This is a genomic window from Conexibacter sp. S30A1, assembly GCF_023330665.1.
Lineage (GTDB): Bacteria > Actinomycetota > Thermoleophilia > Solirubrobacterales > Solirubrobacteraceae > Palsa-465.
Map to the genome: position 1 here is coordinate 2,813,549 of NZ_CP097127.1, position 12,845 is coordinate 2,826,393.

At 69.9% G+C, this 12,845-nt stretch carries 11 protein-coding genes; 2 read left to right on the forward strand and 9 right to left on the reverse strand.

The annotated features are described in order from the left end of the window. Positions 1-7: 7 nt before the first annotated feature. Entirely contained in the window at positions 8-439 is a 432-nt protein-coding gene (locus M3M54_RS13540; protein ID WP_249019570.1) for a thioesterase family protein, read from the forward strand. On the opposite strand, the gene M3M54_RS13545 is transcribed toward M3M54_RS13540, so the two are convergent. From M3M54_RS13545 to M3M54_RS13575, 7 genes are all read right to left on the reverse strand, one after another. After that, positions 440-1,360 carry a 2-hydroxyacid dehydrogenase gene (locus M3M54_RS13545; RefSeq protein WP_371878677.1) on the reverse strand — a complete coding sequence of 307 codons (921 nt, stop codon included), beginning with the start codon at positions 1,358-1,360 and terminating at the stop codon, positions 440-442. 16 nt (positions 1,361-1,376) lie between these two features. Then, positions 1,377-2,786: an MFS transporter gene (locus tag M3M54_RS13550; protein ID WP_249019572.1), complete on the reverse strand. Its 1,410-nt coding sequence runs from the start codon at positions 2,784-2,786 to the stop codon at positions 1,377-1,379. A gap of 129 nt (positions 2,787-2,915) precedes the next feature. Next, positions 2,916-4,634 carry a choice-of-anchor D domain-containing protein gene (locus M3M54_RS16815; protein WP_305883083.1) on the reverse strand — a complete coding sequence of 573 codons (1,719 nt, stop codon included), beginning with the start codon at positions 4,632-4,634 and terminating at the stop codon, positions 2,916-2,918. A gap of 159 nt (positions 4,635-4,793) precedes the next feature. Further along, positions 4,794-7,814, reverse strand: coding sequence for an AAA family ATPase (locus tag M3M54_RS13560; RefSeq protein ID WP_249019573.1), 3,021 nt, complete (start codon positions 7,812-7,814; stop codon positions 4,794-4,796). Between the two features lie 42 nt (positions 7,815-7,856). Next, a complete protein-coding gene (locus M3M54_RS13565; RefSeq protein ID WP_249019574.1) occupies positions 7,857-8,843 on the reverse strand; it encodes a transposase in 987 nt (328 codons plus the stop codon). Positions 8,844-8,953: 110 nt separating this feature from the next. Beyond that, positions 8,954-9,637, reverse strand: a complete 684-nt coding sequence (locus tag M3M54_RS13570; protein WP_249019575.1) for a cytochrome b/b6 domain-containing protein — start codon at positions 9,635-9,637, stop codon at positions 8,954-8,956. Between the two features lie 4 nt (positions 9,638-9,641). Beyond that, positions 9,642-10,439 (reverse strand): molybdopterin-dependent oxidoreductase, encoded by a 798-nt coding sequence (locus M3M54_RS13575; RefSeq protein WP_249019576.1) that lies wholly within the window; start codon positions 10,437-10,439, stop codon positions 9,642-9,644. 341 nt (positions 10,440-10,780) lie between these two features. Between M3M54_RS13575 and M3M54_RS13580 the strand changes: the two genes are divergently transcribed. Beyond that, positions 10,781-11,398, forward strand: a complete 618-nt coding sequence (locus M3M54_RS13580; protein WP_249019577.1) for a hypothetical protein — start codon at positions 10,781-10,783, stop codon at positions 11,396-11,398. Positions 11,399-11,451: 53 nt separating this feature from the next. Here the strand turns inward: M3M54_RS13580 and M3M54_RS13585 are convergent, their stop codons facing one another. Together M3M54_RS13585 and M3M54_RS13590 are read right to left on the reverse strand one after the other, a co-directional pair. Next, a complete protein-coding gene (locus tag M3M54_RS13585) occupies positions 11,452-11,757 on the reverse strand; it encodes a 3-keto-5-aminohexanoate cleavage protein (RefSeq protein WP_249019578.1) in 306 nt (101 codons plus the stop codon). 36 nt (positions 11,758-11,793) lie between these two features. Then, positions 11,794-12,207, reverse strand: a complete 414-nt coding sequence (locus tag M3M54_RS13590) for a 3-keto-5-aminohexanoate cleavage protein (RefSeq protein ID WP_249019579.1) — start codon at positions 12,205-12,207, stop codon at positions 11,794-11,796. Positions 12,208-12,845 lie beyond the last annotated feature (638 nt).

Consider the following 12,845-nt stretch of genomic DNA (forward strand, 5'->3'; position numbering starts at 1 on the left):
CCGCCAAGTGTCAGCAACAGCACCGCAGCCGGACCGTACGGGTCGCTACCAGGTGGCTCTGCGCTGGGGCGACATGGATGCGCTCGGGCATCTGAACCAGGCCGTCTACCACGAGCTGCTGGAGGAGGCACGCATCGCGATGATGCAGGCGCTGGCCACGCCGGCGGGCGGCGCATTTGTGCTGGCGCGGGTGGAGCTCAACTACCGGCGCGAGATTCCCCTGACCTATCGCCACGTCGAGGTGACGATGGAGGTGCTCGAGGTCGGGCGCTCGAGCATCACAGCCGCACAGCGGATCGTGCGGGCCGACGGCGAGCTGGCGGCCGACGGAGTCTCGGTGCTCGTTGCCTGGGATGTGCAGCAGCGGCGCTCGCGACCGCTGAGCGACAGTGAGCGGGCTGCGCTCGAGCAGTTCCGGGCCGAGCAGCGGCCGTCCTGATCAGTATTCGCCCTGCACGACGTTGACGAGCGGCTCGCCGCTGACAAGCCGCCCGAGCTGCGCGCGCACCAGCGCGTAGGCGCGCGCCGGGAAGCCCACGACGGTGCCGGCCACATGCGGTGTGAGCAACAGGTTGGGGGCGTTCCAGAGGGGGTGGTCAGCCGGCAGCGGCTCCGGGTCGGTCACGTCCAGTGCCGCCTGCAGCCTGCCCGCCTCGAGCTCGGCGAGCAGCGCGGCGGTGTCGAGCACCCGTCCGCGGGCGGCGTTGACCAGCAGCGCGCCGTCGGGCATCGCCGCCAGGAACGCGGCGTCCACCATGCGCTCGGTTTCGTGGGTGAGCGGCACCACCACCACCACGATGTCCGCGTCGGGAAGCAGGCCAGGTAGCTCGCCGGTCCCGTGCACGGCGACGCTGCCTTCGTTGCGAGCGTGCCGCCCGACCAGCGTCGGTGAGGCGTCAAAGGCCCGCAGCCTGCTGGCGGTCTGCTCGCCCAGGTCGCCGGCGCCGACGATCAGCACCCGTTTGCCCGCCAGCTCGGCGGCGGGGCGCTGCGCTGACCACTCGTGTCGCGCCTGCGCGTGGATGAAGTGCGGCAGCTCGCGCAGGCTCGCGAGGATCACCGCCAGGATCCACTCGGCGACCGCGGCGCCGTGGACGCCGCGCGCGTCACAGAGCGTGACACCGGCGGGGATTCTGCCGGAGAGGTGGTCGACACCCGCGCTGAGCGACTGGACCACGCGCACGTTCGGCATCCGCGCGAGCATCGTCTCAAGTGGCAGACCCTGCCCGGCGAGCGCGAACTCTGTCTCCTCGATGCCCGCAGGTGGGGTGCCGGTGCCGTTCCAGAGGATCACCCGTACGCCGTCGGGCAGCGGCTCGGTGAGCTCCAGCGCGTTTCTGTCGGGCAGGCAGACGGTGATCATCGCGTGCTTGAGGCTAGCCGCGCAGCGCCTGGCCTGCCGCCGGATGCAGGCGCAGCGCCTGCGCCGTGGATAGGAGCGCCACGCAGGCGATCAGCGTGAGGGCGACGGCGTAGGCGGTGCGGGCATCCGCAGTTCCCCCGAACAGCCGGCCGAGCGGGTCGCCCAGGCGCAGTGCGATCGCCGCCAGCGCAACCCCCCAACTGCCGCCCAGTTGCTGGGTGGTGAGTGAGAGCGTGTTGGCATGGCGCATCTCGGCCGGGGGAACGTCGGCGAAGATCACGGCCGCGTAGCCGGTGGCGCCGACCGAGCGGCCTGCGCCGGACAGCAACAGGACCGCGGCCAGCAGCACGAGTGGCGTCGCGGGCCCGGTGAGCGCCAGCAGCACGAGCGACACGGCGAGCGCCGCGGTGGAGGCGACCAGCACCGGCCGGAAGCCGTAGCGGCCATAGAGGCTGTTGGCCACCGCCTTGGCGCCGACGTTACCGACGAAGATCAGCAGCACGACCGAGCCGGCGTGGACCGGGCTCCAGTGAAAGACCTCCTCAAATAGCAGCGGCGCCAGAAACGGCGCGGCGCTGAGTGCGGTGAAGTGAAACGCCGTGCCGGCCAGGGCCGCACGGAACGTGCGGATGCGGGCCAGGCGTAGGTTGACCAGTGGCTCGGTGGCCTTGCGCAGGTGCACCACGGCCCCGGCGAGCAGCAGCGCCGATGGTAGGCCGATGGCCGCGACCAGCGGCCAGTCGATGCGCTGTTGCGCCAGCAGGTCGGCGGTGAACGTGATGGCGCCGAGCCCCGTGCCGACGAGCAGCAGGCCCGCCACATCCAGCCCACCTGCCGGCGGGAGCGAGGGCGGATGCACGATCCGCACGCCCACCAGCAGCGCGAGCAGGCCGAGCGGCAGGTTGATCGCAAACAGCCAATGCCAGTTCGCGTAGGTCGTGATCAGGCCACCGGCCAGCGGCGCCAGGACCGGTGCAATGAGCCCGGGCCAGACGAGCAGCGCCGTGAGCGCCAGCAGGTCACTTGACTTCGCCGGTGCGAGCACCATCAGGCGGCCGACGGGCACCATCATCGCGGCCCCGGCACCCTGCAGGACGCGCATCGCCACGAGCTCCGCGAAGCTTGCGGAGAGCGCGCAACCGGCGGAGGCGAGCGTGAACAGCACGATCGCCGCCAGGAACGTGGCCCTCGCCCCGACGCGCGCGGCGAGCCAGCTGCTGAGCGGGATCAGCACCGCCAGCGTCACCAGGTAGGCGGTGATCACCAGCGCGATGCTGCCGACCGGCACCGCCAGCGCACGGGCGATGCGCGGCGCCGAGGTTGTGACGATCGTGCCGTCGAGCATCTCCATGAAGAAGCAGCCCGCGACCAGCAGCACGACGGCGCGCTGCTGGTCGCGGGCTGGTGGCGTGTCGTTGCTCATCGGTGGCTGCTCGCGGCGGCGCGCCGGGGTTGGCGCTGCGGGCCGGCTGCCTGGGAGGTATACGGCAGCGTGGGTCGCCATGTACGCTCGCGCTCCAGCGGGTCACGAGCGTGTGCGGCCGTTCACAGCTCAGCACACACGGGGGCGGCAGCGTGCCTGCCGGGAGGCACCCAGCTTCTCAGCGATGGCCACGCGCCGCCAGCGTCCGCCGCTATGTACGCGCAGCACCAGCGTGTATCGCCCATCCTGTAGGCGACGGCGACCGTGGAGCAATAGCCGCAGGCCGCGACGATCGACTCGCACACTCGCGCCGGTCGCATAGACGACGCCTCTGTGCAGGAGCTGTGCGTGGACCAGCGCGCCACGGACGACGAACCTGATGCTTCCGGACACCAGCTTGGTGACGCACTCGCGGCGCGTGAACCTGTGGCCGTGGATATGCCTGGTCACCGTCAGACAGGTGACCAGCTCAAGCGCACCTGCCTGCCCTCGCGGGCCGGCGGGGCCGGCGGGGCCGGCGGGACCCTGCGGGCCAGCGGGACCGGTCAGTCCGGTCGCGCCCTGTTGCCCGGCGGGACCCTGAGGTCCGGCAGGTCCCTGCGGGCCGGCTGACCCCATGGGCAGCTGGCCACCGGTGCCGGTGAGGCTCACCGAGCCGGGAGCTTGCGGAGCGCTGGTGAGCAGCGTCAGCGTGGCAGCGCTGGCACCCTGCGCCTGGGGGTCGAAGCGGAGCGTGATCTGGCAGCTGGAGCCGACGGCGACCTGCTGCTGGCAACCATTGCTGACCAGGTAGTCGCCCGGATCCGCACCGGACAGAACGACCCCCGAGACGCTCAGTGGCGCGGAGCCCGTGTTGGTGACGCTCAGCACCTGGCCGACGCCGGCGAATCCCTGTGGAACGGTGCCAAACGAGAGCGCGCTGCTGCTCAGCGTGACCGCCGGTGCCGCATAGGTGATGTACACCGCTGGCGCCTGGGAGCTCAGCCCCTGGTCGCCCGTGCCGATCACGTCGGGAGCGATGTAGCTTGCGCCACCGCCACCGCCACCGCCACCGCCTGCCTCGGTGGCGCCCCCGCCACCACCACCGCCGTAGTAACCGCCGCCGCCACCACCGCCACCCCAGCCGAGGTTTGAGGTGTCACCGCCGGTGCCGCCGCCGCCGCCAGCACCAGCAATGCCGTTGCCACCGCTCGTGCCAACGCCGTCAACTGCGCCGCCAGCTCCGCCGGCAGAGGTGGTTCCAGGCGCGCCACCGCCCGCCCCGGTTGGGAAGCCGCCAAGCCCGCCAGCGGCACCAGCGTCACCACCCGCACCGCCGAAGGACCCGGCACCGCCGCCGCCTCCGGCGACGACCAGATAGGAGTCCGGCCAAGCTGAGAGCGACACGACCGACGCGCCGCCGCCGCCGGCTCCGCCGGGTCCGGTGTCGGCGCCCGTGCCGCCGGCTCCACCACCACCGACAGCTCCCGTGCCAGCGGGCACCACCGGGTTTTGGCAGTCCACGCTGTTGCTGGCCCCGTCGGCACCGACACCAACCGTCAGCTGCTCCCCTGGCGTTACCGCGAAGGAGCCGACCACCGCCGCGCCGCTACCGCCCGGGGTGCTGGTCGACCCCAGGCCACAGGATGACCCGCCTGCCCCGCCGATCGCCTCCAAGGTGATCTGTGTCACTCCCGCGGGCACGGTGAAGCCGTAGGTGCCCGGCGTCGTGAACGACGTGGATGTGAGGACCGTCCCAGCTTGCGCGGTGGAGGCGGTCGCCAGAGTTGCCAAACCCACGAGCAGGGCGAGTACGCGTCTTGGTCTGATGAGCCTGTGAGCCAGGCTCTCCGATTCACGTTTGGTCAAGGGAGCTCCTATCGGGCTGATTCGCACGGTGACGCCGTTCAGGATGCGGCTAAGCGCCACCGCGCGCATCGGGCAAACGCCCATTCTGGTCGCCGGCTGACGGCTTAAGCGCTGCTGTCTGCGTCCTAAGCGGACCGCTGTGGGGGGCGCCGGGCGCGCTCAGGCATCGCTCGCGGGCGGCTGATGGCGACCGTGAGCGTCAAGCAGGCCGAGCCGGTAGGCCGCCCCCACGGCCTCGGCCCGGGTCCTGGCGTCCAGCTTCGTGAGGATGCGCGAAACGTGCACGCTCGCGGTCTTGGGACTCATGTAAAGCGTCTGCCCGATCTCCCGGTTGGTCCGGCCGGCAGCGACCAGGTCCAACACCTCGAGCTCCCGTGCGGTCAGGCCGGTGTGTTCCTGCGACGCTGCGCGCGGCGCATTGTCACCGACGCGGACCCGCGCTCTGCGCGCCACCTGGTCAATCTGCCCGACCAGCGGACCTGCGCCGATCGCGTGAGCTAGCGCGCGAGCCACTTGAAGCGCCTGTGCGATCCGGTCGCGCTCGTGTCCGTCGGCCAGCCCGGCCTCGGCTTCGCGCATGCGCGCGTATGCGCAGTCATAGGGCCGCTCGAGTGTCTGCCAGCGATCGGCCAGCGCGTGCCACCTGATCGAGTCACCGACGGCCAGTGCTCGCCGATGCTCCAGCTCGCAGAGCTCGAGTTCAGCCAAGGTCGGGGCAGGCGCGTCCGCCAACGGCCACGTCTCGCGGCCAGCGAGAGCCCGGGCCCGTTTCAGTAACGCCAACGATCGTGACTGCGCCTGCTGCTGCACCGGCCCGTCAGCGCTGAGCCCCGCCTGCGCTGCCAGCTCAGCCTCGGTCCGCAGCGCCAGCGCCAGAACCGGTAAGGCGAATACCGCATGGCCGGCGTGCAGGGTGAGCTGGCTTGGGTCTAAGAGTCGTGTGGAGAGGGTGAAGTCCCCGCGAGCCAGCTGCAGCACCGCGGCTGCCCGGGCGTAAACGATCGGCCAGTCGCCATGCGGCGGCATCAGCGGGCGCGCCATGCGCAGGTACCGCTCGGCCTCGTCGGTCTCGCCGCGCATGGCTTTGAGTTCCGCCAGGGCCGCCAACGTCATGCCGGCGAACGGCGTCTTGTGGTCCTGCTCGAGCGCGTCGCGCAGCAGGCTATCCGCGGCCTGCCAGCGCCCGAGTCTGGTCAGTCGCAGGCCGGCCTCGGCTGCCAGGAAGATCGCTGAAGCGCCGAGCGGACCGCGCAGGCGCTCCCAGCCTGCCAGGGTCAGATCGGCGGCATCGCCCAGGCGTCCAAGCTGCTCGAGCGCCTCGGCGCGGTTGATGTAGGCGCGGCGTAACTGCTCCAGGGCACCCAGGCTCTCGGCCATCGTCTGGGCCTCGCTGAGCAGCTCCGTCGCCTGCTCCCGTGCGCCCAGAATCACCAATATCGCGCCGAGCGTGTTCAACGCATCGCAGGCTGTGGCCCGGTCGTCGCCGGCCTGCGCCAGTTCTATCGCCTGCTCGCAGGGCCCGCGTGCCTCGAGCGCGCGCCCCTGCAACATCAGGATGTGCGCCTGGCCGGCAAGGATGCTCGCGCGCGTCCGCGCCGACCGCTCGCCGACCAGCGACGCGGCCGTTTGGTACTCCGCCAGAGCCTGCTCTGCAGCGCCCTCCTCGGCCAAAAGGTATCTGCCGAGCCGTGCGTGCGCGACGCCCAGCGCTTCGGTGTCGGTGGAGTCGCCGAGCAGGGCAAGCGCGCTGCGCGCAAGCGCCATCGCACGATGATTGTCACCGGAAAGGTGTGCCGCTTCTGCCGCGCGCGCCAGCAGGTCGAGCTTCGAGGTGCCGTCTGGCCGCTGCCCGGCCGCCACTCGCTCCCAGAGCTCCAGGGCTCGCTCCAGATGACCGAGCGCTTCGGCAAACGCCCAGACCAGCTCGTCCTCGGTCGCCGCCTGACAGCAGGCCTCCAGTGCCGCGGCCTGCTCGTGCGCGGCGTACCAGTGCGTGGCGCGCTGGGTTGCCGCACGATGTGATCCCACGGCCAGGCTCGGGTCGCGTTCGATCGCGCGTGCGACCTCAACATGCAGCGAGACCCGCTCGTGCGGCAGCAGCTCGTCGTAGAGGGCCTCTCGCAACAGCGCGTGTCGAAATGAGTAACCCTCATCCGAGTTGGCAGGCACGAGCACGTTGTGCTCCACGGCCTCGCGCAGCGTCTGCGCCAGAGCGCTGGCCTCGAGCCCGCTCACCGCCTCGAGCAGCCGGTGACCGGCGCCACTGCCGATGACGGCGGCGTGACGGACCATCGCTCGCGTGGGTGGCGAGAGGCGTTCGACACGCATCAGCACCAGCTCACGGACGCTTGATGGGAGTCCTTGGGTGGTGGTGTTGTCGGCCGCGGCCAACAGCTCCTCTGCGAAGAACGGGTTGCCCTGAGACCGCGCCAGGAGCGCGTCAAGGAGCTCGGGCGACGGTGACTCGCCCCTGATCGTGGCCAGCTGTTGGGCCAGCTCGGAGCGCTCGAATGGCCTCAACTCGAGCCGTTCGACAGCAGCCAGACGTTCCAGTTCCGCGAGGAACACGCGCAGTGGGTGGCGGCGGTGCAGCTCGTCGCTGCGATACGTGGCCACGAGCAGCAGTCGCTCGCTGCGTGCGTTGCGCAAGAGAAACGACAGAAACGCCTTGGTTGACTGGTCGGCCCAGTGCAGATCCTCGATCACGAGCACCACGGGGGTTCGGGAACCGACCCGGCTGAGCAGTCCGAGCAGGCCCTGAAAGAGCCGGGACTGGGCGAGCGGGTCGGCCACCGCGCCCTGGCTGTCCGGGCCCCCCGGCTCGCTACCCACGGTGATCTCCGGTACGAGCCGTTGCAGGTCGGAGCTGGCAGCACCCGCGAGCTGGCCGGTCGCCCGGGCTCCGATGGTGCTCATCAGGTACCGCAGCGCTCCGATGAGCGGCGCGTAAGGCAGCTCTTCACCACCCACATCGACACAGCCGCCAACCAGAAGCTGGGCGCCCGTGGCTGTGGCACGCCGCGCGAACTCGCTCACCAGGCGGCTCTTGCCGATGCCGGCCTCGCCAGCCAGGAGCACCGCGTTGGGTGACCCGAGCTGGGCGCGGGCGAGCGCTTCGCTGAGTGCGGCCAGATGCTCGTGCCGGCCGACGAATGTGGGGCTCGATAGACGCCGTGGCATGGGCGGGCGCGACCTTTCGTCTAGATGAGTAGTGCCACGGGATTAGGCGGTGTAGTCGACCAGCGCGCGGGTGGGGCGGCCGAGTTCGTGGTTGAGCATGACGGCGGCGGCGAGGGCGGCGAAGCGTGCGCATAGGCGGACGCGGAGGTTGGAGAGGGTGCGCGCGCCGTGGCGCTCCAGGGTGAGGATGTCTTTGAAGGTCCAGAAGATCGATTCGATCCGTTGGCGGATCGGCGCGAGATGCAGCTGGTGGGGTTTTGCGTGGGTGCGCCGGGGCTGGGGAGTGATCTCAGAGGCCGGTCGGAGCGCCGGGGTCGATGCTGCCGCGGTGCTGGCGGCTTGACGCTTCTCGTCCTTGCGACGGGGACGGTGGATCGTCGCGTCGAGCTCAGCGAGCTCGGCCTCGAACTCCTTGCCGCGGAAGTTCTTATCGCCGATCAGCATCAGCATCACCCCGGGCTGGCGCTCGCACCGCGCGACCATCTGCAGGCACACGAGCTTCTCGTCGATCTTCGGGGAGGTCAAAGCCAACGCCCGCGGGGTGCCGTCGGGGGCGAACAGGGCGTGCAGCCGGAATCCGTAGAAGTAGCGGCTGTGGCTGGCGCAATACCCGTAGTCGGCGGCGTTAGCGAGCGCGTCAGTCAGGCTGGAGTGCCCGCCGCGCTTGACCGTCTCCCGCGATCGGGCGCACTGCACCGGGGTGGAGTCGACCAGCAGCATGTCGTCCATGTATCCCGCGCTGCGGCGGGCGAGCTCGCTGATCAGCGCCTCGATCTGCCGCGAGAGCCGCAGCCGTCGCTTGTGGTAGGCGGTTCGCTCCGGCAGGTGGGGGAACAGATGCCCGATCTGCCGGGGCGCGAGCGCGAGGAACCGATAATCGGACGGGATCCCCATGATCGACTGCGCGATCGAGATGGTGATGATCTCCGCATCAGTGATCTTCCGACGCGCGTTTCCGGGCCGTTGAGGCAGGAAATCGTCAACGATGCAGTAAACAACCGTAAGCAGCAGGTCGAGGTTGGCGTCCATCGAGTCCCTCCACAGGGTCGGCGCTGGGTATTGAGTACCGCCAACTTCGACCTGCGCTGTTATGTCTCCTTCAACGCCACGACCCCGCCGCCGGCCGTGGCACTACTCATCTAGTCGTCGCGGCCTTCGAGCCAGGCTGGCGCGTGCCGTGCGGCCCACGCGCGGCTGACGCGGCCGGTGAGCATCCCGCGTAGCGCCTCCGGGTGGGACAGCGCGAAGCCGATATGGCCTGTGACCGTCACGAAGATCAGGACGGCGAGCCAGTTGTGCACGAACGTCGCGCCTGACCGCCACGCCAGCGGAAAGGGCTGATACCAGCGCAGCAGCGCGCCGGTCCCGAGCATCACAAGCCCGGCGCCGACGACAAAGGCCGCGTTCAGCTTCTGGCCCGGGTTGAACTTGCCAAGTCGCGGTGCACGCGCGCCGGGCTCGTCGAGCGAGCCGTCGATCAGGCCGCGCAGCCAGGCGAGGTCGGCCTCGCTCCAACGGTTGATGCGGCCCGCGTCGCGGCGCAGTGCCCGTCCCCAGTTGCCGGCGAGCCCGGCGAGCAGCGGCAGTGGCAGCGCGAGGCCGCTGTAGAGGTGGATCTGCTCGATCAGCCGCCGACGACCGACGAGCGCGATCAACGGCGTGAAGTACAGCGCCGCGCCGGTTGCGATCAGCACGATGAAGAGCAGCGCGTTCACCCAGTGCACCGCCCGTCCGACGCGGTCAAAGCGGACCAGGTGGCCGGTCCGCGCCGGGGTCAGCGGAGACTGGTCGGTGCTCGAGATCTCGGTTGGGCTCGTGCTCACCGGGCTAGGCGCGGACGGCCCGGGCCGGTGGATGGCCGCTGATCCAGGCGTTGATCGGATACCCGTTCTGCTCCCAGTAGCCGGGCGTCGGGCGTGTGACCAGGTCGATCCGCTCAAGCCACTTGATCGACTTGTATCCGAACATGTCGGGCACGAACAGGCGCACCGGGCCGCCGTGCTCGCGTGTGACCGGGGCGCCGAGCATCGAGTAGGCGACGATCGCGCCGCTCTGGCGCGCCTGGGCGAGCGTCAGGCTCTCCGTGTAGATACCGTCGAAGGAGCGGAACTCGAAGGCCGTTGCCTGGGGCAGCGCACCAGCGTGCGCCGCGAGGTCGACGAGGCGCACCCCGACCCAGTGGACATTCGGGACAAACCAGCCGGTGACGCACTGGAAGTCACTGGTCAGATACGTGGCCGGCAGGTGGCGCAGGTCGCTGACGCTCAGGGCCAGTGGCTTCTGGACGAGTCCCCCGACCTGGAGCCTGTAGTCGACGGGGGCCGCAGGGTAGCCGCCGGTGACGGTGTAGATCGTGAAGCCGCCGCCGCCCGGCAGCAGGCTGGCGACGCCCTGCGCGTGCACCGCGTCGAGCGCACCTGTGATCCCGGACTGGACGCTCGAGCCAAACAGCGTTCCGAGCGCACCGAGCCCGAGCACCGTCAGCACCGTGCGCCGTCCGATCGGGCGGCTCCAGCGCTCATTCGTGGCTGTGGTCGGAGTCCCGCTTGCGAGCGCCCGCTCGTCCACCGGCGCGGGACCGGGTTCGACCTGCGGATCTGCCTGCTTGACGGGCCCGCTCTGCATCGTCACAGCTCAGGGTTGGTCGCCCGGCGAGTGCGGCCGGAGTCACTGGTACGGCGGCTGCCGCAGCGGATGTTGGTTGCCACACGCATCTCTGGGTTGCACGGTGTCTGCGCACCGGCGTCGCCTCACGTGGTTGCAAGGGTAGCCGAGGCCGGATCGACGATTGACGCGCCGGGCGGGCGATGCGTGTGCGGGCCAGCTGCAGATTTGAGCTCGCGTCGAGCTGGGGCTCGGGCCTGGGCTCTTGGGGTCCCCGCGCGTTCGCTGGGAGCGAGCGTAGGATTGATCGCCGATGTGTGGGTTCGGGCTCGTCGATATCGGTGATCGCGGCGGTGGGGCTGGTGTCTGAGCTGGTCCTGCGCGCCGAGGTGCTGAAGCTGGAACTCTGGCAGTTGTCGAACGGCCGCGCATTCGCGGAGGAGGACCAGGCCCTGGCCGAGCTCGAGCGCCAGCGCGAGAGTGAGCGGGGGATGGTCGTCGACACGCTGTCTGAGCTGCTTCGGCTCAGCACGGAACTGTCCGGCGCGCGTCCGACTCCAGCGCGGCTCGAGCTGCTGCAGGAGTTGGTGGTGTCGGGCCTCGTGCCCAAGCCGGTGGTCGCGCCGACACTCGAGGCGGGGAGCGTCACCGACACCGTCTGGGAGGCGATCAAGCCGCTCTCGCGGCTGCTCGCGCCACGCGCGGTCACCGACCTGGGATGGCTCATCAGCCTGTCCGGCGAGGCCGCGGACGCCGTTGAGCTGCCGGACGGTGTGCTGGGCCTGCAGGGCGAAATGTTGGATGACGCACCGCTGCCGGCCGAACAGCTGCTCAGGGCGATCATCCATCTGCAGAGCACCGGCTGGTGCCTGCAGGACGCCTTCTTCACCAGTCCACCGGGGGAAGTTGACCCCGATACGGGCTGGTTCCTACCGGACCCCATGGCCGCTGAGTTCCGGTTCTCCGCCTCGCGAACGTGAGCCGATCGCTACGCGGACGCGCGAGCGTGCGCGGCTGGCGAGCCGGATGCCGCTCAGGCTCTCGGGTGGTGTATGCGCGCCGCGATGAGCACTGCCGACCTGACGAGCTCGGCGTTGCTGTCCGCTCTGGTCCCGTCCGGGAGTAGCAGGGAGTCCTCGAAGCCGACACGCGTATCGTGGCCGCGCTCGAACGCGTCTTGTACGAGCGGCCAAGTCCAGTGGTTCATCCCGTGTGTCAGTCTGCGGCAGGTGGACTCGGCGTCGTCCAGCAGCTCGTTCATCTGTCCTGCAACGCCCGCTGCGGTGTCAGTAAGAAAATGCGGCTCGCCCGGAGCCAGTTCGATGCTGACGCGCTGCACCTGGTGAGCAGCCCTGACCGAGCCAGCCGGTCCACCTCAATCGGGGCCCCACAGCCCCGCGTCGATGCCGATGCCTGTCTCGAGCATGGCGAGCATCACGTCTTCGAACCCTTCCTCGGAGAGGTTCACGGTGGCGCAATCAACGCCCTCCCACTCGCGGATCATCGCGATCCGCGACGCCAGATCAGGCTCGATCCACGCTCCGGTTGTGAGTCCGATCTCGACCTTCACGCCCAGGCGCTGGGCGGCGGCGCGTGCCTGGCTGCATGTGTCAGCAACGGCAGAGGGGTGGAGCGTCTCTGCCCCTGACTGATCGCGAACGTGCAGATGCACTCCGGTTGCGCCTGCGTGAAAGCACGCGCACAGGTCACCGACAAGCTCCGTGGTCGAGACCGGCATGTTTGGGTGAACGTCCTTGCCCCAGGGGCCGTTTGGCGTGACCTGCAACATGACGAGGATCGTAGTGCCGGGTCAGTTAGTGTGGTTGGAGCGTGGATGGATGGCGCCGACAGGACGGCATCTGCTGAACTGTGGGCTTGACCGTGGAACCGGCAACGGGTCATGCCGGTTGCCGGGTGGGGGCGTGACAAAGGCGGCTCACCGATCTTTCGTGGCGTTGCTACCGCTGAGGCTTATGGCGCTATGAGGTCGGTGCCTGGGACCTGGCGCGTGGCGCGGGTTGGGTCTCTCGCGAGCAGGGGGTCTCCGCGAGCACGATGGCATTGCGCACCAGCGACGCGGGCTGTGCCGCCTCAGTCAAGCCCGCTTGTGACCACTCGAGCCAGGGCGCGTCATCGGTCAAGACGTCGAACGGAACGCTGCTGTCGACCACTGTCCCTGCGGCAGCGCACACCTGCGCGTCAACGCGAGGATCTGACCGGCGGTCAGCTCGACGTCGCCGCAGCCACGGATCCGGTTGCGATGATGCAGCCCCCAGGCGCGGGAGGGCAGGACGCGCTCCCCATCGCGTCCGCCTACGCTCATGGGATGTTGCGCCGTGAAAGCTGTGGTAGGCCAGCCGGTGGGAGTCCGGTCCGGGTAGGCGCTGGAGCGCCCGGTAGCAGGCCCCGGTCTTGGGGAGAGATCCC